We start from the raw sequence: 21,296 nt of genomic DNA, 5'->3' as shown, positions 1-21,296 counted from the left end.
GAAACAGGAGGCAAGGGCGGACGCGGGTGGCGGAACGCCGGGGCGCGCCGGCCCCGTTACTCACAAGATCGCGTGGTCACGCGGTCGCGCGGCGTCAGTGGTGCTTGTCGCTGCGGGCGATAGCCAGCAGGTGTTCCACTTCTTCGGGGTACTTCTTCAGGTTGTTCTCGTGCCAGCGCTTGATGAGCCACATGCAGCCCGCCACCACCAGGCCGAAGGCGCTGATGGCGCCGTAGGCCGACAGGCCCAGGCCCGTGCACACGCTGTAGAAGCCGCCCAGCAGAAGAATGCAGGCCTGCTCGTTGAAGTTCTGCACGGCAATGGAGCGGCCCGCGCCCATCAGGTTGTGGCCGCGGTGCTGCAGCAGCGCGTTCATCGGCACCACCAGGAAGCCGCCCAGGCCGCCCAGGATGATCAGGAACGGCACCGCCAGCCACACGTTGCCGATGAAGTTCATGCAGATCACCATCAGCCCCATCGCGATGCCCATGGGGATCACGCGGGTGGCCATGTCCAGGCGCATGCGCATCGACGCGACGATGGCGCCCACGGCCGTGCCGATGGTCACCACGCCGGTGAGCGCCGAGGCCTGGGTGGTGTTGTAGCCCAGCGCCAGCGAGGCCCAGGCCAGCACGATGTATTTCAGGTTGCCGCCCGCGCCCCAGAACAGCGTGGTGGTGGCCAGCGAGATCTGGCCCAGGCGGTCACGCCACAGGCGCGAGTTGCAGTGCCAGAAGTCGGGCAGCAGCGCCACGATGTTGCGCGCCAGGCCGTGCTCGGGGTTGGAGCGCAGCGGGCGCATTTCCACGCCGGTGTGCGGAATGCGGGTGTTGAACCAGGCCGCCAGCGCGTACACGAAGATCAGCACGGTGATGGCCGCCTCGGCCGGCGAATTGATGCCGGTGTCGATCAGCGGGAAGTCGAAGGCCAGCAGCTTGCTCGACACCGCATGCCCCACCAGCGTGCCGCCGAGCACGATGCCCAGCAGGATGGAAGCGATGGTCAGGCCCTCGATCCAGCCGTTGGCCTTCACAAGTTGCGAGGCCGGCAGCAGCTCGGTGAGGATGCCGTACTTGGCCGGCGAATACGCCGCCGCGCCCAGCCCCACGATGGAATAAGACAGCAGCGGGTGCGAGCCGAACAGCATCATCAGGCAGCCGATCACCTTGATGGCGTTGCTGATGAACATGACCTTGCCCTTGGGCAAGGCGTCGGCGAAGGCGCCCACCAGCGGGGCCAGCACCACATAGAAGACCGCGAAGATCGGCACCAGCGCCGCGCGCTGCCATTCGGGCGCGCCCGAACTTCGCATGAGGTCGACGGCAACAACGAAAAGCGCTTGGTCGGCCAGTGACGAAAAGAACTGGGCCGACATGATCGTGTAGAAACCGCGCTTCATCGATGGGCTGGCTGGCCAGAGGGTCTGCTGGCGGTAGTGAAAAAGTGTCGCGTCGTGGGCGAATGGGCGGTTATAGCATGGGGGTGCGACGTCAAATTAGGCAGCCCCACGGTGTTCGACCCCATTCCCGAAGATGCTAAAACGTGGTCTGCATTTTCTCCAAGCCTGCAGAGTCCCCATGCCGCGCCCCATTCTTGCCACCGTCCATACCGCCGCCCTGCGTCACAACCTCGAGCGCGTGCGCCGCTCGGCCCTCGACGCCCGGGTCTGGGCGGTGGTGAAGGCCAACGCCTATGGCCATGGCATCGAGCGGGTCTATGAGGGCCTGCGCGGCGCCGACGGCTTCGCGCTGCTCGACCTGGCCGAGGCCGAGCGCGTGCGCGCCCTGGGCTGGCGCGGCCCGGTGCTGCTGCTCGAAGGCGTGTTCGACGCGCGCGACCTGGAGCTGTGCTCGCGCCTGGACCTGTGGCACAGCGTGCACTGCGACGAGCAGATCGACATGCTCGCCGCCCACAAGACGCTCAAGCCGCAGCGCGTGTTCCTGAAGATGAACTCCGGCATGAACCGCCTGGGCTTCACGCCCGAGCGCTTCGGCTCGGCCTGGACGCGGCTGAACGCGCTGACCCAGGTCGACGAGATCTCGCTCATGACCCATTTCAGCGACGCCGACGGCGCGCGCGGCATCGCCCACCAGCTCGAGGCCTTCGAGCGCGCCACGCGCGACCTGCCGGGCGAACGCTCCATCGCCAACAGCGCCGCCACCCTGCGCCATGCCGAACAGACCCGCGGCGACTGGGTGCGCCCGGGCATCGTGCTGTACGGCAGCGCCCCCGACTACCCCGAGCACGACGCCGCCCACTGGCAGCTGCAGCCGACGCAAACCCTGTCGACCCAGCTCATCTCGGTGCAGACGCTGAAGGCGGGCGACACCATCGGCTACGGCTCCAACTTCACGGCCGAGGGCCCGCTCACCATCGGCGTGGCCGCGGTGGGCTACGCCGACGGCTACCCGCGCCACTGCACCACCGGCACGCCGGTGCTGGTGAACGGCGTGCGCACCCGCATGGTCGGGCGCGTGAGCATGGACATGATCACCGTCGACCTCACCGGCGTGCCGGACGCCAGGTTCGGCAGCGAGGTCACGCTGTGGGGCAAGTCCGCCAGCACCGGCGCCGTGCTGCCCATCGACGAGGTCGCCCGCGCGGCAGGCACCGTCGGCTACGAGCTCATGTGCGCCGTGGCGCAGCGCGTGCCGTTCGCGCCCGCCGAAAGCGAATGACCGGGCGAATGACCCCGCGAATTACCGTGCGAATGACCGCGCGACCGGCCGTTCGTACGACAGACGAATGAAGATCCTGTCCAACTGGCGCTCCGTGCGCCTTTGGGAAACGCAGCTCGAGCGCGACCTGCACCGCAACCACAGCCTGCGCACGCACGGCATCCTCATCGGGAGTTTCACGCTGCTGCTGATGTGGTGCGTGTCGGCGCTGCAGATGCACCTGCTGCACGTCGATTCGCTGGCCGTGCGCTACCTGCTCACGCTGGGCGTGGGCTACCTCGGCTATCTGCTGGTGCTGCGCTGGTGGGCGAACCGGCTGGTGCAGGGGCGCGAACTGGAAATCGACGTCGACGTGCCCGACCTGGATTTCGGCGGTGGGCGCGGTGGCGGACGCGGTGGTGGATCGCACAGCCAAGCGAGCGTCGGTGAAAGCGGCGGCGGTGGTGGAAGCAGCGGTGAAGGCGGCGGCCTCTCCGACGTGGCCAGCGGCGCGCTCGACGTGGCCGCCGGCGCCGACGAGGGCGCCGTCATCGTGGTGCCGGTGGTCGCCATCTTCCTGATCTGCACGGCCGTGGTGCTGGGCGCGGGCTCGCTGGTGCTGCTGTACTTCAGCTGGGACGCGCTGCTGGCCGTGGCCATCGAGGTCGCGTTCTCGTATGTGTCGGCGCGCGCCGCGGTGCGCGTGGCGCGCGAGGGCTGGCTCATGGCCGCCGTGCGGCTCACCTGGAAGCCGCTGCTGGGCGCGGTGGTCTGCGCGGTGGCGCTGGGCGCGCTGCTCGACCACTTCATGCCGCAGGTCAACTCGCTGCCCGAGGCGGTGCGCGTGTTGATGAAGAAGCACTGAGCGGGCGCCGCCGCCGCGGCCTCACTGGTCGCCTGTCGCCGCGAGCAGGTGGTCGACCAGCGCCCGGCACTTGGGTGCCGCGAAGCGGTTGGGCGGGTACAGGATGTAGGCATGCCCGTGGTAGTTGCCCTGGAACTCCCAGTCGGCCAGCACGCGCACCACCTGCCCCGCGTCCAGCGCCTCGCGCGCCATGAACGCCGGCACGCAGGCCACGCCCAGGCCGGCCAGCGCGCCTTCGAGCCGCACCTCGCTGTGGTTGCAGATGTAGCGCCCGCGCACCACGACTTCGACCTCGGCCTGGGTTGCTTGCTCATCCTTGCGAAAGCGCCAGTGGTTGTCGCGCTCGTGCTCGCCCAGCGACAGGCAGCTGTGCGCCAGCAGGTCGTCCGGCTGCGCGATGGCCGGGTGCCGCGCCAGGTAGGCCGGCGTGGCGCACAGGATGTGTTCCACCGCCATCAGCCGCCGCGCGACCAGCCCTTCGGGCGGCTCGGTGGTGAGCCGCACCACCAGGTCGACGCCCTCGCGGATCGGGTCGACGTCGCGGTCGGCCACGACCAGTTGCACGTCCACCTCCGGGTAGCGCCGCAGGAACTCGAGCAGGTGCGGGTGCAGCACGCGCCGCGCGAAGGCCTTCGGCGCGCTGATGCGCACCAGCCCCGCGGGCTTGCTCGCGAACTGCGGGCCGATGTCCATCGCGCCCTGCGCCGCCTGCACCAGCTCGCGGCAGCGGGCGAAGGCTTCGGCGCCGGGCTCGGTCAGGCGCAGCTGGCGCGTGGTGCGCTGCAGCAGCTGCACGCCTATTTCCTTTTCGAGCCGCTTCACCTGCCGGCTCGCGGCCGAGGGCGTCATGCCCAGCAGCTCGGCCGCCGCCGAGAAGCTGCCCAGCTCGGCGACCCGCAAGAAGGTCACCATCTCCGGCAGCACCTTGAGAAATGAATTCGTTCCCACCACGCAATGGTCCTGTTCCGGCCGACGGCTACCCGGCCTGTGCGATGCCCCGAACAATCCAGCCCTTGTTTGTTGTTCGTGAAGCGGGGGCACAGTATGGCGTCGAGGCGATGGTCCGGCATCGGGGCCGGTATCGGGATGGCCGAACTCATGCTGCTGCTGGTGGCCGCGGTGTGGGGCGGCAGCTATGCGGTGGCCAAGCAGGCGACGCAGCAGCTGCCGGTGCTGGAGTTCATCGCGCTGCGCTTCGGGCTGACCTTCGTGGTGCTGCTGCCGGCGCTGCGGCCGCTGTTCACCGCGGCGTGGCGCCAGGGGCTGGCGGTGGGCGGGCTGCTGGGCGCCAACCTGCTGGCCATCTTCGTGTGCGAGACATTCGGCGTGTCGCTCACCACGGCCAGCAACGCGGCCTTTCTCATCAGCCTGTGCGTGGCGTTCACGCCCTTCGTCGAATGGTGGCTGCTGGGCCAGCGGCCGGCGCGGCGCGTGTTCTGGGCGGCGGGCCTGTCGGCGTTGGGCGCGGGGATGTTGTCGGCGACATCGGCTGCATCGATCGCATCGACCGCATCGATCGCTTCACCCGCCGCCATGTCCGTGAACTGGGGCGACGCCTTGATGGTGGTCGCCGCCGTCCTGCGCGCGGTGATGGTCTGCATGACGCGGCGGCTGGCCGGCCGCCACACGCTGCCGGCGCTGACGCTCACGGCGGTGCAGGCAGGCGTGATGGCGCTGGGCGCGGCGGCGCTGTCGCTGCTGGCCGCGCCGGCCGACGGCGCCTGGCAGATGCCGCCCGCCACGGCTTCTTTCTGGTGGGGCATGGCCTACCTGGTGCTGCTGTGCACCGTGTTCGCCTTCTTCGCGCAGAACCACGCGGCTTCGCGCGCGAGCCCGAGCCGCGTGTCGCTGCTGATGGGCAGCGAGCCGGTGTTCGGCGCGCTGATCGCGGTGTACGGCTTCGGCGAACGCATCGGGCCGTGGGGTTGGGCCGGCGGCCTGCTGATCGCGGGTGCGGCGTGGTGGGTGACCTTGCCGGCGCGCGAACGGGCGCCAGGTGAACCCTTGCCGAGGGACGTGCCGGCCCCTGCGGCCCCTGCGGCCGCCTCCCGCATGGCCCCCCCGCCCCGGGCTCCCTAGACTCGGGGGCATGGACCTTTCGACCGAAGCAACCCCCGCCGCGCCAGACCGCGCGACCCTCGCCAACTGGCGCACCCGGCCGCACAGCACCTGGGCCTTCCAGCACGTGCGCGAACTCATGCCGGTGGCGGACATTGCCAACGACCCGGCTGCTGCCGCGCCTTTCCCAGCCGACATCGCCGCGCTGGACCTCGCCGAGTTCCAGCAGCTCACCCGCACCGACGCCCTGGTCGTGATGCACAAGGGCCGCGTGGTGCACGAGTTCTACGACGCGGGCATGGCGGCGCACACGCCGCACATCCTCATGTCGGCCACCAAGTCGGTGGTGGGCCTGGTGGCCGGCGCGCTGCACGGCGCGGGGCTGCTCGATGTGGAAGCGCCGGTGTCGGCCGTGGTTCCCGAGCTCGCCCGCACCGCCTTCGAGGGCGCCACGGTGCGCCAGCTGCTCGACATGCGCACCGGCGTCGTGCTCGACGCGCAGGCCGCCGAGGCCTACCGCGCCGCCACCGGCTGGGAGCCGGCCACCCCCGGCGAGCCGCCTTCGGACCTGCGCAGCTTCTTCGAGACCACCACGGCCACGCACGCGCCGCACGGCGGCCCCTTCAAGTACACCTCGGCCAACACCGACCTGCTCGGGCTGGTCATGGAGCGCGCGGCCGGCCAGCCCTTCGCCACCATCGCCAGCGAGCGCCTGTGGGTGCCCATGGGCGCGGAAGACGCGGCTTGCATCACCGTCGACGCCAAGGGCGCGGCCCGCTGCACCGGCGGCCTGTGCGCCACGGCGCGCGACCTGGCGCGCGTGGGCTGGCGGGTGCTGCAGCAAGGGCGCGCCGCCGACGGCCGCGCCGTGGTGCCCGCCGCCTGGATCGACGACACGTGGCAAGGCGGCGATGCCGCGGCCTGGAACCAGGGCGAGTTCGCCGCCGGCTTCGCGGGCATGAAGATGCGCTACCGCAGCGGCTGGTACGTGGTCGACGATGCGCCGGGCATGCTGTTCGCCATGGGCATCCACGGGCAGCACCTGTTCGTCGACCCGCGCAGCGAGCTGGTCATTGCCAAGCTGTCGTCGCAGAACCAGCCCATCGATGCCATCGCGACCGCGCGCACGCTGCGGGCCGTGGCCGCCATCCGGCGCGCGCTGGCCTGAAACGAACCCAGGACCGAAACCCTGAAAAGTCCTCATGGACATCAAGGATCCCGCGCTTCTCTCCCCGATCCTGGCCCGGCACGGCAGCCCGCAGGGCACTTCGCTCGACGGCTTCGGCACGCCCGAGGACCCGGAAGACTTCATGTACTTCACGGTGCTCGAAGACCGCCTGCACATCGACATCCAGCGCGTGCTGGTCGAGGTCGGCAGCTTCTAATTTCGCTTCACGCTGCAGCAGATGGGCGCGCAGATGGGCGCGCAGGTGGTGGTGACGCGCACGCTGAGCAATGCTCCCCGGGCAATCAGTACAACCCGAGCTGCCGCGTGCGCAGCCGCGCCAGCCCCAGCAGCGCATCGGTGAACGGCGTGGCCACGCCGGTGAGCTCGCCCAGTTCGCGCACCACCGTCACCAGTGCGTCGAGTTCCACCGAACGCCCGGCCTCCACGTCCTGCAGCATCGAGGTCTTGAACGCCCCCAGCTTCTTCGTGATGGCATGGCGGTCTTCGGGGCTCTGGGTGATCTCGATGCCGATGCGACGGCCGATTTCCTTGGCCTCCAGCATCACCGCCGAGATGAAGCCGCGCACGTAGTCGTCGCCCATGATCAGGTCGGTGGTGCAGCCGGTGAGCGCGCTGATGGGGTTCACCGTCATGTTGCCCCACAGCTTGAACCACACGTCCTTCTGGATCTGCGGCGACAGCGTGGTGTCGATGCCGGTGCTCTTCAGCAGCTCGACCAGCTTCTGCACGCGCGGCGTGGCCTCGCCCGAAGGCTCGCCCACGATCAGCCCGTTGCCGAAGTGGTGGCGCACCACGCCCGGCCCGTCGAGCGAGCAGCTCGCGTGCACCACGCAGCCGATCACGTTGCGCGACGGAATGGCCTTGGCGATGGCGCCCTCGGGGTCCACCGCGGCCAGGCGGTGGCCGGTGATCTCGCCGCCGAAACCGCCCTCCAGGAACCACCACGGCACGCCGTTCATGGCCACCAGCACGAGGGTGTCGGCACCGATGAGCGGGCCGATGCGCTCGGCCACGCCGGCCAGCGCGGGCGCTTTCACGGCGATGACCACCAGGTCCTGCACGCCGAGCTCGGCCGGGTCGGCCACCGCGTGCACGGGCACGCGCGTGCGCACGTCGCCACCCGTGCCGCCGCGCACCAGCGAGAGGCCGTCGCGCTGCAGCGCTTCGAGCGTGGCGCCGCGCGCCACCACGTTGAGCCGTTGGCCTGCCTGCGCCAGGCCGACACCGATCCAGCCGCCGATGGCGCCGGCACCGTAGATGCAAATCTTCATGGGGTTCAGGGGTCCAGGGGTTCAGTTGCGGTAGGAGGGGTCGATGCGGTCGACCTGGCGCACGAGCGCGTTGAACACGTCCTGCCCGGCGCCGTGTTCGGGGCTGAACTGCAGCGCGTCGCGCGTGCAGCGCTGCGCGATGTCTTCGCTCACCGGAATGGCGGCGCCCATCGAGAAGGTGGCCATCTGGATCTCGCAGGCGCGCTGCAGCGTCCAGAGAATGGCGAAGGTCTGCGGCAGCGTCTGGCCCCAGGCCAGCAGGCCGTGGTTGCGCAGGATGACGGCGTTGCGCTCGCCGATGCTCTTCAGCAGCCGCGGGCCCTCGTCGGCGTGGATGGTGATGCCCTCGAAGTCGTGGTACGCCACCATGCCGTGCAGCTGCGCGGTATAGAAATTGGTCTGCTGCAGGCCGCCCTGCAGGCAGGCCACGGCCACGCCGGCCGTGGTGTGGGTGTGCATCACGCAGTGCGCGCCGGGCAGGCCGTCGTGGATGGCCGCGTGCACCACGAAGCCGGCCGGGTTCACCGGCCAGGTCGAGCCGTCGAGCACCTTGCCCTGCAGGTCGATCTTCACCAGGTTGCTGGCCGTCACCTCGCTGTAGTGCAGGCCGAAGGGGTTGATGAGGAACTGCTTCTCGCCACCGGTCACGCTGTCGGACAGCCGCACCGTGATGTGGTTGTAGATCATCTCGACCCAGCCCAGCATCGCGAACACGCGGTAGCAGGCCGCGAGCTCCTCGCGCGCGGCGCGCTCGTCGGGGTGGATCGAGGGATGGACCAGCGCCGATGTGGACGACGGCGCGGGCGTGGCGAGTGTGTTCATGGCAGTTCCTTCATGTGTTCAGCCTTCCGCGGTGAAGCCGACCTCTTTCACGATCGGCGCCCACTTGGCGGTGTCTTTCTTCAGCAGCGCGGCCAGCTCGGCGGGCGTGGAAGACATCGCTTCCAGCCCGAACGTGCCCAGGCCGTCGATCACGTCCTTCTGCGCCAGCGCGTTCTTCATGGCGGTGTTCAGCTTGGTCACCAGCTCCGGCGAGGCCTTGGCCGGCAGGAAGAAGGCAAACCACTCGCTGTGCGCCATGTCCTGGATGCCCTGCTCGCCGAAGGTGGGCACATCGGGCGCGAAGCGGCTGCGCTTGGCACCCGACACGCCCAGGATGCGCACCTTGCCCGACTGCAGGTGCTGCGTGATGTCGCCGATCGGCCCCGACACCGCCGAGATGTTGCTGCCCAGCAGGTCGAGCATGGCCGGCTGCGTGCCGCGGTAGGCCGCGTGCTTGAGCTCCACGCCGCCCTTCTTGCCCAGCAGCGCACCGATGAAGTGCGGCGTGGAGCCCGCGGCCGGCGAGCCGAAGTTGGCGCCGTCCGGGTTGGCCTTGGCCCAGGCCAGGAACTCGGGCACGCTCTTCACGCTGGCCGGCACGGCCGGGCCCACGGCAAAGCCGAAGTCGAAGATGCAGGCCAGGCTCACGGGCGTGATGTCGACCATCGGGTCGTACGGCAGCTTCTTGTAGATGTGCGGGTAGATCGTGAGGATGGAGGTCGGCGTCTGCAGGATGGTGCTGCCGTCGGCCGGGCGGCCCTTCACGTAGCTCACGGCAATCTGGCCGCCCGCGCCGGTGCGGTTCTCGACCACCGCCGTCCTGGCGTACTCGGGGCTCAGCTTCAGCGCCAGGCGCCGGCAGGTGGTGTCCGACGTGCCGCCGGCCGCGAAGCCGGTGACGATGGTGGCGGTTTCAAGCGTCGTCGCTTGCGCGAAGACGTTCTGGCCAAGGCTGGCCATCAAGGCCGAGGCGCTGGTGGTCTGCAGGATCTGGCGACGGGTGAAAGTCATGATGGGTCTCGCTCCGGGACGTTGTTGTGAAAAAACTCACGACTCGTCGCGCAGCCAGGTGACCGCGCCCGAGTGGGTCACGGCGCCCTGATGGGCAGGGCGCACGGTGAGCGCGTATTTTTCCAACAAACCCCCGCGCGGCGCCCCCGCGTTTACCTCACGTCCGGCCAGGCGCGACGTGATTTCCTGCGCGGTCAGCTCCACCGAGATGCTGCGCGCCTCGGCCCGCGCGTCGATGGCGATCATGTCGCCGTCGCGCAGCGCCGCAATCGGGCCGCCGTCGGCCGCCTCGGGCCCCGCGTAGCCGATGCACAGGCCGCGCGTGGCGCCCGAGAAGCGCCCGTCGGTCAGCAGCGCCACCTTGTCGCCCATGCCCTGGCCGTAGAGCAGGGCGGTAATGCCCAGCATCTCGCGCATGCCGGGGCTGCCCTTGGGGCCTTCGTTGCGGATCACGATCACGTCGCCGGGTTCGTAGCGGCGGTTCTGCACGGCGGCCTGCGCCTGTTCTTCCGAGTCGAAGACGCGCGCCGGGCCGCGGAACACCAGGCCCTTCAGCCCCGCCGTCTTCAGCAGTGCGCCGTCGGGGCACAGGTTGCCCTTGAGCACCGCCAGCCCGCCGTCGCGCGTGATCGGGTTGCCCGCCTCGCGCACCACGCGGCCGTCGGGCGCCAGCGCGCCGGCCAGCTCCTCGGCCATGGTGCGCCCGGTGAAGGTGAGCGCGTCGCCGTGCAGGAAGCCCTGCTCCAGCAGCGTGCGCAGGATGACGCCCGCGCCGCCGATGTAGAACACGTCGCGCGCCAGGTACTGGCCGCCCGGGCGCAGGTCGGCGATGAGCGGCGTGCGCGCGAACACCTCGGCCACGTCGTCCAGGTGAAATTGAATGCCCGCCTCGTGCGCGATGGCTGGCAGGTGCAGCGCGGCGTTGGTGGAGCCGCCCGTGGCCGACACCACCGCGCAGGCGTTCTCCAGCGCCTTGCGCGTGACGATGTCGCGCGGCAGCGGGCTGTCGCCCATCACCGCCTTCATCAACGTCTTGGCGGCGCGGCGCATCAGCGGCGCGCGTTCGCTGAACACCGCCGGCACCATGCTCGAGCCGACGGGCGCCAGGCCCAGCGCCTCCGACACCATGCCCATGGTGTTGGCCGTGAACTGCCCCGCGCAGGCGCCGGCCGTGGGCAGGCAGGCGCGGCTCATGGCGTCGAGTTCGTCGGGGGTGGCCGTGCCGGCCAGCACCTTGCCGATGGTCTCGTAGGTATCGACCACGTTCAGGTCGCGGCCATCGGGGCCGGGCATCTGGCCCGGCAGCGCCGAGCCGCCGTGCACGAACACGCTGGGCACGTTGCAGCGCACCATGCCCATCATCAGCCCCGGCAGGTTCTTGTCGCACGCGCCGATGGCGAAGATGCCGTCCCACTGGTGGCCGCGCGTGGAGGCTTCCACGCTGTCGGCGATGAGCTCGCGCGAGATCAGCGAGAAGCGCATGCCCGAATGCGCCATGGTGAGCCCGTCGCTGATCGACACCACCGGGCACTCGTGCGGCGTGCCGCCACCCGCGTAGATGCCGGTCTTGGCGTGCTGCGCCTGCTCGCGCAGGTTGAGGTTGCACGGGCTCATTTCGCCGCCGGTGTGGAACACGCCGATGTGCGGGCGCGCGATGTCCTCGTCGTCCTGGCCCAGCGCGTGCAGGAAGCTGCGCGTGGTCGCGCGGATGGTGCCCTCGCGGATGGTGGCGGAGCGAAAGCGCTTGGTGGGGTCGGTGGGCGTGGTCATTCGGCTGGCGGTGCGTGGATGGCTGCTGGCTTTGTCTGCGGAGGGTCAGAACATCGTGTTGGCGTTCGCGGCCGTCTCGGGCACCGGCTGCACCACGTCCCAGTGCTCGACGATCTTGCCGTTCTCCAGCTTGAAGATGTCCACGATGGCGCTGCCGCGCGTGCCCGGCTCGCGCACCGCGTTCACATGCAGGATCACGTAGTCGCCGTCGACGAAGCTGCGCTTGATGTCGCTGTGCGACTTGGGAAACTTCTCGCGCAGGAAGCCGATGAACTTGCGAAAGCCCTCGGGGCCGTCGGCCGCCGTGGGGTTGTGCTGCACGTAGCGGTTGCCCACGTACTTCAGGGCCGCCTCGGCGTCCTTCTGGTTCAGGCCCTTCTCGTAGAAGGCGAGCACGGCCTGGCGGTTGGCTTCCTGCTGGGCGGTGGTGCCTTGCGGCTTGCCCGAGCCCATGGGGGCGCAGGCGGCGAGGAAGAGGGTGGCTGCGGCGGCGAGGGCCGCGAGGGTCGTGCGTTGCATGAAGGGCTCCGGTGTGGGAATTCAGTAGCCGCTGGGCGACGCTGCGCCTGGCGCGCCTTTGTACTTCGCCAGCAGCTGCTTCGCCGCCGCCGCCAGCACGATCGTGTCCACCCCCACCGCCACGAACAGCGCGCCCGCCGCGAGCCACTTGCGCGCCTGCTCCTCGGTGGTCGATAGGATGCCCGGCGCCTTGCCGGCCTTCAGGATGCGCGCGACCGCGTCGGCGATCACGGCCTGCACCTCGGGGTGGTTGGGCTGGCCCACGAAGCCCATCGAGGCCGACAGGTCGGCCGGGCCGATGAACACGCCGTCCACGCCCGGCGTGGCCGCGATGGCGTCGATGTTCTTCATCGCCTCCACCGTCTCGGCCTGCACCAGCAGGCAGGTCTGCGCGTTGGCCTCGTGCAGGTAGTTGGGGTAGGCCTGCCAGCGCGAGGCACGCGCCAGCGCGCTGCCCATGCCGCGGATGCCCTCGGGCGGGTAGCGCATACCCTGCACCAGCCGTGCGGCCTGCTCGGCCGTGTCGACCATGGGCACCAGGATGGTCTGCGCGCCGATGTCCAGGTACTGCTTGATGAGCGTGGTGTCGCCCACCGGAATTCGCACCACCGGCTGCGAGCGCTCGGCCTCGGGCTGCGCCGACCATGCGCTGGAAATGGCCTGCAGCTGCGCGAGCACCGAGCGCACGTCGTTGGGCGCGTGCTCGCCGTCGACCAGCAGCCAGTCGTAGCCCGTGCCCGCCAGGATCTCGGCCGCGTAGCCGTCGGCCAGGCCGACCCACAGGCCGATCTGGGGCTTGCCCGCCTGCAGGGCCTGCTTGAAGGTGTTGAGGGGTGTGTGCATGGGGTTCTTTTCAGACAAAGCGGAAGGCAATGGCGCCGAGCGGGCCGTAGTCGGCATGGAAGGTGTCGCCCGGCACGGCGGTGGTGGGCCGCGTGAACGAGCCGCCCAGCACCACCTCGCCGGCCTCCAGGCATTCGTCCCACGGCGCGAGCTTGTTCGCGAGCCAGGCCACGCCGGTGGCGGGGTGGTTGAGCACGGCCGCGGCCACGCCCGATTCCTCGATCACGCCGTTCTTGTAGAGCAGCGCGCTCACCCAGCGCAGGTCGACCGCGTCGGGCTTCACCGGGCGCCCGCCCATCACGATGCCGGCGTTGGCCGCGTTGTCGGCAATGGTGTCGAACACCTTGCGCGGGGCCTTGGTGTGGCGGTCGAACTGCTCGATGCGCGCGTCGATGATCTCGATGGCGGGCACCACGTAGTCGGTGGCGGCCAGCACGTCGAAGATGGTCACGTTCGGGCCCTGCAGCTTCTTGCCGAGCACGAAGGCCAGCTCCACCTCGACGCGCGGCGCGATGAAGCGCTGGAACGGAATGTCGCCGCCCTGCACGAAGAACATGTCGTCCAGCAGCGTGCCGTAGTCGGGCTCGTCGATCTGGCTGGACTGCTGCATGGCGCGCGAGGTCAGGCCGATCTTGTGGCCCTTCACGGTGCGCCCCTCGGCAATCTTGTGCTTCACCCATTCGCGCGAGATGGCGTAGCCGTCTTCGATGGTCATCTCGGGGAAGCGCTTGGAGAAGTGCTCGACCTGCACGCGCGACTTCTCGCTTTCGTGCAGCTCTGCGGCCAGCTTGGCAATGGTGTCGGAAGAGAGCATGGGGGCCTTCGCTCAGGTCTTGTTGAACAGGGGGTGCAGGTTGCTGTGCTTGCCGTCGTACACCTGCCCGGGGCTTTCGTCGATCTGCAGCGTGATGCCGATGTGGCGCTGCGCGAAGATGGGCGCGAAATGCGCGCGCACCGTGCTCAGCAGGTCGTCGCCGGCCTTCTTCTTCACCGCCTCGGAGCGGCCCGCGGCCATGCGCAGGTTGAGGTACACGAAGGCGTAGTCGGCCTGGCCGTCGGCCACCGCGTAGTGCGCGGCGGGGTAGGCCAGCACGCGCGTGCCGCCGATGGGGAACACCGGCTTGTCGGCCTCGTCGCGCTGCGCGAGCATGGTGTCGGCCAGCGTGCGGCACAGGGCCGACACGTCGGTCTCGGCCTCGATGTTCGGCGTGTAGAGGATCACCAGGTGCGGCATGGGCGGTTCCCGTGGGTCATTCGATGGACATCGTCGCCGCGGTGCAGGTCACCGCGAAGATCGGAATGGCCTTCATGTGGAATATCTCGCCCTTGCCCCGCGCGGCCGCGGCCACGCTCAGGAAGGTGCGGATCTCGAAGCCGCCCTGGCCCGCTTCGCGGTAGGTGGCCTCGTCGTTGTAGTCGGCCTGCGACAGCAGCGCCTCGCGGTCGTTGGCGCACCAGCGGCGCATGAACTCGGCATCCCACTCGGCGTTGACCTTGCCCGAGTCGGGCGTGGCCGGCCAGTGCGAGATGCCGCCCGTGCCCACCAGCGCGATGCGCTCGGGCGCCTTGTCGCAGGCGCGTCGCAGCGCCTCGCCGAAGGCCCACGCGCGGTGCAGCGGCGTGAGCGGCGGGCCCTGGCAGTTGATGTTCACGGGAATGACCTTGGTGTCGAACGCCGGCGTCAAAAAGTTCAGCGGCACCATGATGCCGTGGTCGAACTTCCACTCTTCCGCGTAGGCCACGTCCACCGTCTGCATCACCTCGCGGATCAGCCGCTGCGAGAGCGCGGCGTCGCCGGGGATGGTGTGCTTGCCGATGCCCAGCCACTTCGGGTCCTCGATCGGGCCCTCGTAGCTGTCGGCCATGCCGATGGCGTAGGCCGGCATGTTGTTCATGAAGAAGTTCGCGAAGTGCTCGGCCGCGATGACGATCACCGCGTCGGGCTTCGTGGCGCGCATCGCCTCGCCGAAGCGATGGAACTGCGCGTGGAACTCGTCCTTGACCGCCGCGTCGGCCAGGTGGGCGCGGCCCGTGATGCCGGGGGCGTGGCTGCACACGCCTGCGAATACGAGACTCATACGCCTGCCACTTTCTCGTCGGTTCCGGTTGTCATTGCGTAGATGCCGGCGCGCACCGGGCCGTACTTGCGCACGCCCTCGCGCATGGCTTCGAGGTAGTCGGCCCATGCAATGCCGAGCAGCGGCGCGAAGTGCATCAGCAGCTGGCCGTTGCAGCCGAGCACGTAGAGCTTGCCGACGTCGCCAGTGCTGATGGCTTCGCGCTCTTCGTCGTTGAGATCGTAGGCACCCAGCAAGGCCGCGCGCGCGTCGCCGCCTTCCGCATAGCGGCGCTGCACCTCCGGCTCGCGGTTGAGCGCGAACAGAAACTTCTGCATCGCATAGAGGCTCATGCTTCAGCCCTCCACCTGGATGTTGGCCTTGCGGATCACGTCGCCGTACTTCGCGATCTCGCTCTGGATGAAGTCCGCGAAGCGCTCCGGCGTGCCCGACAGCGACGCGATGCCGCCCTTGTGGAAGGCCTCGGTCACCACGGGCCCCGCGAGCGCGCGGTTCACCTCGGCGTTCACGCGTTGCACGATGGCATCGGGCGTGCCGGCGGGCGCCAGCAGGCCGTTCCACGAATTGGACTCGATGGGCACGCCCTGTTCCGCCAACGTGGGTATGGCGCTCGCGTACTGCGAGCGCTGCGCGGTCGCCATGCCGAGCGCGACGAGCTTGCCGCTTTCGACGTGGCTGCGGAACTCGGGCCAGTTGCCGAACATCATCGTCACCTGCCCGCCGAGCAGGTCGGTGAGCGCCGGGCCCTGGCCCTTGTAGGGCACGTGCACGATGTCCAGCCCCATCTGCAGCTTCAGCATCTCGCCCGAGAGGTGCGCCGAGGTGCCGTTGCCAAAGGAGGCGAAGCTCAGCGTGCCGGGCCTGGCCTTGGCTTGGTCGCGCAGGTCGGCCAGCGTCTTCAGGCCGCTGCGGGGGTGCGTGGCCAGCACGTGCTCCGACATGCCCATGAGCGCGACGGGGCGCAGGTCCTTGCGGGTGTCGTAGGGCAGCTTGCGAATGAGCGTCTGGTTGGCCGCGAAGCTGTTGGCCACGCAGACGAAGGTGTAGCCGTCGGGCGCGGCCTTGGCCGCGGCGTCCACGCCGATCACCGTGCCCGCGCCGGGCTTGTTGTCGACGATCACGCTCTGGCCCAGCGCCTTCGACAGCTCCACGCCCACGAGGCGCGCGACGTAGTCGGTGGTGCCGCCGGGCGTGAAGGGCACGATCACGCGGATCGGCTTGTTCGGCCAAGTGCCCTGCGCACGCGCGAGCACAGGCGATGCCACGACTGCGGCTGCGCCTTGCAGCAGCGTGCGGCGCCGCATGCTCACGCCACGCCCCAGTGGGGAATATGGTGCGAGCCCATCGACACCGCGATGTTCTTCGGCTCGCAGAACACCTCGTAGCTCCAGGTGCCGCCTTCGCGGCCCGTGCCCGAGGCCTTGGTGCCGCCGAAGGGCTGGCGCAGGTCGCGCACGTTCTGGCTGTTGACGAAGCACATGCCTGCCTCCACGGCGGCGGCCACGCGGTGCGCCTTGCCGATGTTCTCGGTCCACACATAGCTGCTCAGGCCGTACTGGATGTCGTTGGCCAGGCGGATGGCGTCGGCCTCGTCCTTGAACGGAATCAGGCAGGCCACGGGGCCGAAGATCTCGTCCTGCGCGATCTTCATGCGGTTGTCGACGTCGGCGAACACGGTGGGCACCACGTAGTTGCCCTTCTTCACGCGATCGGGCAGGTTGGCCGGGCCTTCGAGGCCGCCGCACAGCAAAGTGGCGCCTTCCTTCGGGCCCAGCTCGATGTAGCTGCGCACCTTGGCCAGGTGGGCCTGCGAGATCATCGGGCCGACGATGGTCTTCTCGTCCAGCGGGTCGCCCACGGTGATGCGCCTGGCGCGCTCCGCGAACTTCGCGGCGAAGTCCGCGTAGATCGACTGCTGCACCAGGATGCGCGAGCCCGCGGTGCAGCGCTCGCCGTTGTTGCTGAAGATCATGAACACGGCAGCATCCAGCGCGCGGTCGAGGTCGGCGTCGTCGAAGATCACGAAGGGGCTCTTGCCGCCCAGCTCCATGCTGAACTTCTTCAGGCCCGCGCTCTTCACGATGCGGTTGCCGGTGGCGGTGGAGCCGGTGAACGAAATGGCGCGCACGTCGGGGTGGCCCACCAGCGGCTCGCCGGCTTCCTTGCCGTAGCCGTGCACCAGGTTCAGCACGCCGGGCGGAATGCCGGCTTCGAGCGCCAGCTCGCCCAGGCGCGCGGCCGAGAGCGGCGACAGCTCGCTCATCTTCAGCACCGCCGTGTTGCCGAAGGCCAGGCAGGGCGCGACCTTCCAGGTGGCCGTCATGAAGGGCACGTTCCACGGGCTGATGAGCGCGCACACGCCCACCGGATGGAACAGCGTGTAGTTCAGGTGCGTGGGCGTGGGGTAGGTGTGGCCGTCCACGCGGGTGCACATCTCGGCGAAGTAGTAGAAGTTGTCGGCCGCGCGCGGCACCAGCTGCTTGCCCGTTTGGGCGATGACCTGGCCGCAGTCGTTGGTCTCGGTCTGCGCGATCTCGGGCACGTTCGCGGCAATCAGGTCGCCGAGCTTGCGAATGAGCTTCGCGCGCTCGGGCGCGGGCATGCCGGCCCACTTGGGGAAGGCTTCCTTCGCGGCGGCCACGGCCGCGTTCACCTCGGCCTCGCCGCCGGAGGCGACCTCGGCCAGCACCTCTTGCGTGGCGGGGTTGACGGTCTCGAAGTACGCGGTGCCGGCAACGCTCTTGCCGTTGATCAGGTGATCGACTCTCATGCTTGTCCTTGGATGGTCTCGATGGTGTTCATGAGCGCGCCGATGCGCTCGATCTCGGTGACGACGACGTCGCCCGGCTGGCAATCGACCACGCCGTCGGGCGTGCCGGTGAGGATCAGGTCGCCCGGCGACAGCGTCATGAAGCGGCTGAAGTATTCGATGAGGAAGGGCGCGTCGAAGATCATGTCGCGCGTGTTGCCCTGCTGCGTGACCTGGCCGTTGACGGTGGTGCGCAGCGCGAGCGACATGGGGTCGGGCACATCGGCCGCGTCCACGAACCACGGGCCCAGCGGCGTGCAGGTGTCGCGGTTCTTCACGCGCAGGTTGGGGCGGTACCAGTTCTCCAGGTAGTCGCGAATGGCGTAGTCGTTGGCCACCGTGTAGCCGCCGATGAAGTCGTACGCGTCGTCGCGCTTCACGTTCTTCGCGGTCTTGCCGACGACGATGGCGAGTTCGCATTCGTAGTGCATGAACTTCACGCCGCCCGGGCGGTGCGTGCGCTGGCGGTGGCCGATGAGCGCGCTCTGGCCCTTGACGAACACCAGGGGTTCTTCGGGTGCCTTGAACTCGAGCTCCTTCGCGTGGTCGGCGTAGTTCAGGCCCAGCGCGAGGATGGTGCGCGGGCGCTGCGTGGGCGCGAGCGGCGGCAGCCAGGTGAGCTGGTGCTGCGGCACGACGCGGCCGTCGTCCAGGCGCACGGCCGCATCGGGCTGGCCGTCGAACTCGTGCGCGGTGCCGGTGTGTTCGCGGCCTTCGAAGATGACGCGTGCGTGCTTCATGCGGCTTCCTTCCCCGACGTATTGACCGGCGTATTGACCGGCGTGTCGACCAGTGTGTTGGTGAGGGTCTCGAAGCCCGCAGCAGAGATGTCGATGCGGTCGCCCGCGCGGGCCAGCGGCCGGCCGGGGCCGCAGCCCAGCATGAGCACGTCGCCGTGCGCCAGCGTCATGAACTCGCCCACGTCGGCCAGCAGTTGCCGCGCGGGTCGCACGAGCTGCGAGAAATCGAGCGACTGCTTCAGCTCGCCGTTGACGCGCACCTCGACGCGGAACGTCGCGGGGTCGGCCACCTCCTGCGCGTCGCGCAGTGCCGCGCCGATGCCCAGGAAGCCGTCGACGCACTTGAACTTCACCGGCGGGCGGAAAAAGCTCGCATGCGGAATCGACAGGTCGTTCAGCAGCACGAAGCCTTCGACGTCGCCCTCGGCGCCGATCACCATGCCGATGCTCGCGCCGATTTCCACCTCGGGCACGGCCGCGGGCACCGCGATGGCGCTGCCGTGCGGGCTCCAGGTGTTGGCCGTCTTCACGTAGAGCACGGGGGCCTGGGGCGGTGCCTTGTAGGGCGGCTGCGTCATCTGCGGCGCGAGCGCCTGCACCTCGGCGTCGAAGTTGAGCAGCGTGCCGTACACGGTGCCGCTCGGAAGGTAGTGGGCCATGCCGTTCATGAGGGTTGCTCCAGTGCGATGAGTTCGTCGAGCAGCCCGTACAGCTGCGTGAGCTTGGCCTTGCCCATCGACTGTTCCATCCAGTCGTAGTGCGCCTCGATGCTGCTGCCCAGCCGCTTCACCAGCTTCATGCCGTGCGGCGTGGCCTCGACCACGGTGCGGCGCTGGTCGGCGGGGTCGCGCGCGCGGGTGATGAGGTTGTCGCGCTCCATGCGCGCGAGCACGCCGGTGAGGCTGGGCCCGAGGATGAAGGCCTCGCGCGCCACCCGGCCGGTGTCGACCGCGCCATGCTCGCCCAGCACGCGCAGCACGCGCCATTGCTGGTCGGACAGCGCGTGCTCGCGCAGGCTGGGCCGGGTGTGGGCCATCACGGCTTCGCGGGCCTGCAGCAGCAGGCGCGGCAAATTGCGGTGCGTGAACGTGGTGCTCAAGGGCTTGTCTCTCTTCGCCGGGCTGTCGAGGATCGCCCGAATTACTTAACATGTTAAATGATTGGCTCCTTCTTTCCAAGACGCCGCGTATCAGGGTTTGTGCGGACACCTAAACTCGTCGCATGGCCAAGGACAAAACACTTTTCGTCTGCAGTGAATGCGGCGGCACCAGCCCCAAGTGGCTGGGCAAATGCCCGAGTTGCGGTGCATGGAACACCCTCGTCGAACAGGCGGCCGGCGCAGGCGCGGGCGGCGGCCCGGCCAACAACCGCTTCGGCACGCAGTTCGCGTCGCTGGCGGGCGCGTCGGAGCTCACGACGCTGTCCGACATCGAGGCGACCGATGTCGCGCGCACGCCCACCGGGCTCGACGAACTCGACCGTGTGCTGGGCGGCGGCATCGTCTCGGGCGGGGTGACGCTCATCGGCGGCGACCCCGGCATCGGCAAGTCGACGCTGCTGCTGCAGGCCGTCGATGCGCTGCAGCGCGCGGGGCAGAACGCGCTCTATGTCACGGGCGAGGAAAGCGGCTCGCAGGTGGCGCTGCGCTCCAAGCGGCTCGGGCTCGACCATTCGCAGGTGCAGGTGCTGGCCGAGATCCAGCTCGAGAAGATCATCGCCACGCTCGACGCCACGCGCCCGGCCATCGCGGTGATCGACTCGATCCAGACGGTGTACTCCGACCAGCTCACCTCCGCCCCCGGCTCGGTGGCGCAGGTGCGCGAATGCGCGGCCCATCTCACGCGCTTCGCCAAGACCAGCGGCACGGCCGTGGTGCTGGTGGGCCACGTGACGAAAGAGGGCGCGCTCGCGGGCCCGCGCGTGCTGGAGCACATGGTGGACACGGTGCTGTACTTCGAAGGCGAAACGCATTCGACCTTTCGGCTGGTGCGCGCCATCAAGAACCGCTTCGGCGCGGTCAACGAGATCGGCGTGTTCGCCATGACCGAGCGCGGCCTGAAGGGCGTGACCAACCCGAGCGCCATCTTCCTGAGCCAGCATTCCGAGCCGGTGCCCGGCAGCGTGGTGCTGGTCACGCTGGAGGGCACGCGGCCGATGCTGGTGGAAATCCAGGCGCTGGTCGACAACGGCGGGCCCAGCCCGCGCCGCCTGTCGGTGGGCCTGGACCGCGACCGCCTCGCCATGCTGCTGGCCGTGCTGCACCGCCATGCGGGCGTGGCCTGCATGGACCAGGACGTGTTCGTCAACGCGGTGGGCGGCGTGCGCATCAGCGAGCCCGCGGCCGACCTGGCCGTGATGCTGGCCATTACCTCGAGCCTGCGCGGCAAGCCGCTGCCCAAGGGCTTCATCGCGTTCGGCGAGGTGGGCCTGGCCGGCGAGGTGCGTCCGGCGCCGCGCGGGCAGGAGCGCCTGCGCGAGGCCGCCAAGCTGGGCTTCAGCGTGGCGGTGGTTCCCAAGGCCAACGCGCCCAAGAAGGGCGCGAAGGAAATCGAAGGGCTGACGATCCATGCCGTCGACCGCATCGAGGAAGCGATGGACGTGGTCCGCCGCCTCGATTGACCTGATCAGTGCCTGGCAGGGTCGGAAAAAAACGACCCGGCGCAC

General features: G+C 69.3%; 23 protein-coding genes. 6 read left to right on the top strand and 17 right to left on the bottom strand.

The annotated features are described in order from the left end of the window. Window positions 1-94: 94 nt before the first annotated feature. On the bottom strand, window positions 95-1,399 hold the full coding sequence (gene lplT / locus QTI51_RS22790; RefSeq protein ID WP_116911560.1) for a lysophospholipid transporter LplT: 1,305 nt from the start codon (window positions 1,397-1,399) through the stop codon (window positions 95-97). 178 nt (window positions 1,400-1,577) lie between these two features. Here lplT and alr point away from each other — a divergent pair, with 178 nt between their 5' ends. Both alr and QTI51_RS22780 read left to right on the top strand, forming a co-directional pair. Then, window positions 1,578-2,678, top strand: coding sequence for an alanine racemase (gene alr, locus QTI51_RS22785; RefSeq protein ID WP_116911559.1), 1,101 nt, complete (start codon window positions 1,578-1,580; stop codon window positions 2,676-2,678). 67 nt (window positions 2,679-2,745) lie between these two features. Continuing rightward, entirely contained in the window at window positions 2,746-3,522 is a 777-nt protein-coding gene (locus tag QTI51_RS22780) for a hypothetical protein (RefSeq protein ID WP_116911558.1), read from the top strand. 21 nt (window positions 3,523-3,543) lie between these two features. On the opposite strand, the gene QTI51_RS22775 is transcribed toward QTI51_RS22780, so the two are convergent. After that, window positions 3,544-4,470, bottom strand: a complete 927-nt coding sequence (locus tag QTI51_RS22775; protein ID WP_116911557.1) for a LysR family transcriptional regulator — start codon at window positions 4,468-4,470, stop codon at window positions 3,544-3,546. A gap of 138 nt (window positions 4,471-4,608) precedes the next feature. On the opposite strand from QTI51_RS22775, the gene QTI51_RS22770 reads away from it, so the two are divergent. From QTI51_RS22770 to QTI51_RS22760, 3 genes are read left to right on the top strand one after another with little or no spacing between them, the layout of a single operon-like run. Further along, window positions 4,609-5,601, top strand: a complete 993-nt coding sequence (locus tag QTI51_RS22770; RefSeq protein WP_286516201.1) for a DMT family transporter — start codon at window positions 4,609-4,611, stop codon at window positions 5,599-5,601. Between the two features lie 10 nt (window positions 5,602-5,611). Then, complete coding sequence (locus QTI51_RS22765) at window positions 5,612-6,748, top strand: serine hydrolase domain-containing protein (RefSeq protein WP_286516202.1); 1,137 nt, start codon at window positions 5,612-5,614, stop codon at window positions 6,746-6,748. A gap of 34 nt (window positions 6,749-6,782) precedes the next feature. Then, complete coding sequence (locus tag QTI51_RS22760; RefSeq protein ID WP_116911554.1) at window positions 6,783-6,965, top strand: hypothetical protein; 183 nt, start codon at window positions 6,783-6,785, stop codon at window positions 6,963-6,965. Window positions 6,966-7,050: 85 nt separating this feature from the next. Here the strand turns inward: QTI51_RS22760 and QTI51_RS22755 are convergent, their stop codons facing one another. From QTI51_RS22755 to hpaR, 15 genes are read right to left on the bottom strand one after another with little or no spacing between them, the layout of a single operon-like run. After that, window positions 7,051-8,040 carry a 2-dehydropantoate 2-reductase gene (locus QTI51_RS22755; protein ID WP_116911553.1) on the bottom strand — a complete coding sequence of 330 codons (990 nt, stop codon included), beginning with the start codon at window positions 8,038-8,040 and terminating at the stop codon, window positions 7,051-7,053. A gap of 21 nt (window positions 8,041-8,061) precedes the next feature. After that, on the bottom strand, window positions 8,062-8,862 hold the full coding sequence (locus tag QTI51_RS22750; protein ID WP_286516204.1) for a class II aldolase/adducin family protein: 801 nt from the start codon (window positions 8,860-8,862) through the stop codon (window positions 8,062-8,064). A gap of 18 nt (window positions 8,863-8,880) precedes the next feature. Beyond that, window positions 8,881-9,873: a Bug family tripartite tricarboxylate transporter substrate binding protein gene (locus QTI51_RS22745; RefSeq protein ID WP_116911551.1), complete on the bottom strand. Its 993-nt coding sequence runs from the start codon at window positions 9,871-9,873 to the stop codon at window positions 8,881-8,883. Between the two features lie 36 nt (window positions 9,874-9,909). After that, window positions 9,910-11,643, bottom strand: a complete 1,734-nt coding sequence (ilvD, locus tag QTI51_RS22740) for a dihydroxy-acid dehydratase (RefSeq protein WP_116911550.1) — start codon at window positions 11,641-11,643, stop codon at window positions 9,910-9,912. Window positions 11,644-11,688: 45 nt separating this feature from the next. Beyond that, window positions 11,689-12,162 (bottom strand): nuclear transport factor 2 family protein, encoded by a 474-nt coding sequence (locus tag QTI51_RS22735; protein ID WP_116911549.1) that lies wholly within the window; start codon window positions 12,160-12,162, stop codon window positions 11,689-11,691. 21 nt (window positions 12,163-12,183) lie between these two features. After that, window positions 12,184-13,005, bottom strand: a complete 822-nt coding sequence (gene hpaI / locus QTI51_RS22730) for a 4-hydroxy-2-oxoheptanedioate aldolase (protein ID WP_116911548.1) — start codon at window positions 13,003-13,005, stop codon at window positions 12,184-12,186. 10 nt (window positions 13,006-13,015) lie between these two features. Next, entirely contained in the window at window positions 13,016-13,819 is an 804-nt protein-coding gene (gene hpaH, locus QTI51_RS22725) for a 2-oxo-hept-4-ene-1,7-dioate hydratase (protein ID WP_116911547.1), read from the bottom strand. A gap of 12 nt (window positions 13,820-13,831) precedes the next feature. Further along, window positions 13,832-14,239, bottom strand: coding sequence for a 5-carboxymethyl-2-hydroxymuconate Delta-isomerase (locus QTI51_RS22720; RefSeq protein WP_116911546.1), 408 nt, complete (start codon window positions 14,237-14,239; stop codon window positions 13,832-13,834). A 16-nt stretch (window positions 14,240-14,255) separates the two neighbouring features. After that, on the bottom strand, window positions 14,256-15,083 hold the full coding sequence (locus tag QTI51_RS22715; protein ID WP_116911545.1) for a DODA-type extradiol aromatic ring-opening family dioxygenase: 828 nt from the start codon (window positions 15,081-15,083) through the stop codon (window positions 14,256-14,258). Beyond that, a complete protein-coding gene (locus tag QTI51_RS22710; protein WP_116911544.1) occupies window positions 15,080-15,415 on the bottom strand; it encodes an aromatic ring-opening dioxygenase subunit LigA in 336 nt (111 codons plus the stop codon). Before QTI51_RS22710 ends, QTI51_RS22715 begins: the two co-directional genes overlap by 4 nt. 3 nt (window positions 15,416-15,418) lie before the next feature. After that, window positions 15,419-16,387 carry a tripartite tricarboxylate transporter substrate binding protein gene (locus tag QTI51_RS22705; protein WP_116911543.1) on the bottom strand — a complete coding sequence of 323 codons (969 nt, stop codon included), beginning with the start codon at window positions 16,385-16,387 and terminating at the stop codon, window positions 15,419-15,421. Window positions 16,388-16,389: 2 nt separating this feature from the next. After that, window positions 16,390-17,853 carry a 5-carboxymethyl-2-hydroxymuconate semialdehyde dehydrogenase gene (hpaE, locus tag QTI51_RS22700; protein ID WP_116911542.1) on the bottom strand — a complete coding sequence of 488 codons (1,464 nt, stop codon included), beginning with the start codon at window positions 17,851-17,853 and terminating at the stop codon, window positions 16,390-16,392. Continuing rightward, window positions 17,850-18,632: a fumarylacetoacetate hydrolase family protein gene (locus QTI51_RS22695; RefSeq protein ID WP_116911541.1), complete on the bottom strand. Its 783-nt coding sequence runs from the start codon at window positions 18,630-18,632 to the stop codon at window positions 17,850-17,852. Before QTI51_RS22695 ends, hpaE begins: the two co-directional genes overlap by 4 nt. Continuing rightward, window positions 18,629-19,300 carry a fumarylacetoacetate hydrolase family protein gene (locus QTI51_RS22690; RefSeq protein ID WP_116911540.1) on the bottom strand — a complete coding sequence of 224 codons (672 nt, stop codon included), beginning with the start codon at window positions 19,298-19,300 and terminating at the stop codon, window positions 18,629-18,631. Before QTI51_RS22690 ends, QTI51_RS22695 begins: the two co-directional genes overlap by 4 nt. Beyond that, on the bottom strand, window positions 19,297-19,731 hold the full coding sequence (hpaR, locus tag QTI51_RS22685) for a homoprotocatechuate degradation operon regulator HpaR (protein WP_116911539.1): 435 nt from the start codon (window positions 19,729-19,731) through the stop codon (window positions 19,297-19,299). Before hpaR ends, QTI51_RS22690 begins: the two co-directional genes overlap by 4 nt. 122 nt (window positions 19,732-19,853) lie before the next feature. Here hpaR and radA point away from each other — a divergent pair, with 122 nt between their 5' ends. Continuing rightward, a complete protein-coding gene (gene radA, locus QTI51_RS22680; RefSeq protein ID WP_116911538.1) occupies window positions 19,854-21,251 on the top strand; it encodes a DNA repair protein RadA in 1,398 nt (465 codons plus the stop codon). Window positions 21,252-21,296 lie beyond the last annotated feature (45 nt).

This window comes from Variovorax sp. J22G73, assembly GCF_030317035.1.
Classification (GTDB): domain Bacteria; phylum Pseudomonadota; class Gammaproteobacteria; order Burkholderiales; family Burkholderiaceae_C; genus Variovorax.
Note: the sequence above shows the minus strand (reverse complement) of the source record. Positions and strands in the feature narration are given on the sequence as shown.

Coding starts and splice junctions, on each gene's coding strand:
- lplT (WP_116911560.1), bottom strand. CDS start 1,399: ATGAAGCGCGGTTTCTACACGATCATGTCGGCCCAGTTCTTTTCGTCA.
- alr (WP_116911559.1), top strand. CDS start 1,578: ATGCCGCGCCCCATTCTTGCCACCGTCCATACCGCCGCCCTGCGTCAC.
- QTI51_RS22780 (WP_116911558.1), top strand. CDS start 2,746: ATGAAGATCCTGTCCAACTGGCGCTCCGTGCGCCTTTGGGAAACGCAG.
- QTI51_RS22770 (WP_286516201.1), top strand. CDS start 4,609: ATGGCCGAACTCATGCTGCTGCTGGTGGCCGCGGTGTGGGGCGGCAGC.
- QTI51_RS22765 (WP_286516202.1), top strand. CDS start 5,612: ATGGACCTTTCGACCGAAGCAACCCCCGCCGCGCCAGACCGCGCGACC.
- QTI51_RS22760 (WP_116911554.1), top strand. CDS start 6,783: ATGGACATCAAGGATCCCGCGCTTCTCTCCCCGATCCTGGCCCGGCAC.
- QTI51_RS22755 (WP_116911553.1), bottom strand. CDS start 8,040: ATGAAGATTTGCATCTACGGTGCCGGCGCCATCGGCGGCTGGATCGGT.
- QTI51_RS22750 (WP_286516204.1), bottom strand. CDS start 8,862: ATGAACACACTCGCCACGCCCGCGCCGTCGTCCACATCGGCGCTGGTC.
- QTI51_RS22745 (WP_116911551.1), bottom strand. CDS start 9,873: ATGACTTTCACCCGTCGCCAGATCCTGCAGACCACCAGCGCCTCGGCC.
- ilvD (WP_116911550.1), bottom strand. CDS start 11,643: ATGACCACGCCCACCGACCCCACCAAGCGCTTTCGCTCCGCCACCATC.
- QTI51_RS22735 (WP_116911549.1), bottom strand. CDS start 12,162: ATGCAACGCACGACCCTCGCGGCCCTCGCCGCCGCAGCCACCCTCTTC.
- hpaI (WP_116911548.1), bottom strand. CDS start 13,005: ATGCACACACCCCTCAACACCTTCAAGCAGGCCCTGCAGGCGGGCAAG.
- hpaH (WP_116911547.1), bottom strand. CDS start 13,819: ATGCTCTCTTCCGACACCATTGCCAAGCTGGCCGCAGAGCTGCACGAA.
- QTI51_RS22720 (WP_116911546.1), bottom strand. CDS start 14,239: ATGCCGCACCTGGTGATCCTCTACACGCCGAACATCGAGGCCGAGACC.
- QTI51_RS22715 (WP_116911545.1), bottom strand. CDS start 15,083: ATGAGTCTCGTATTCGCAGGCGTGTGCAGCCACGCCCCCGGCATCACG.
- QTI51_RS22710 (WP_116911544.1), bottom strand. CDS start 15,415: ATGAGCCTCTATGCGATGCAGAAGTTTCTGTTCGCGCTCAACCGCGAG.
- QTI51_RS22705 (WP_116911543.1), bottom strand. CDS start 16,387: ATGCGGCGCCGCACGCTGCTGCAAGGCGCAGCCGCAGTCGTGGCATCG.
- hpaE (WP_116911542.1), bottom strand. CDS start 17,853: ATGAGAGTCGATCACCTGATCAACGGCAAGAGCGTTGCCGGCACCGCG.
- QTI51_RS22695 (WP_116911541.1), bottom strand. CDS start 18,632: ATGAAGCACGCACGCGTCATCTTCGAAGGCCGCGAACACACCGGCACC.
- QTI51_RS22690 (WP_116911540.1), bottom strand. CDS start 19,300: ATGAACGGCATGGCCCACTACCTTCCGAGCGGCACCGTGTACGGCACG.
- radA (WP_116911538.1), top strand. CDS start 19,854: ATGGCCAAGGACAAAACACTTTTCGTCTGCAGTGAATGCGGCGGCACC.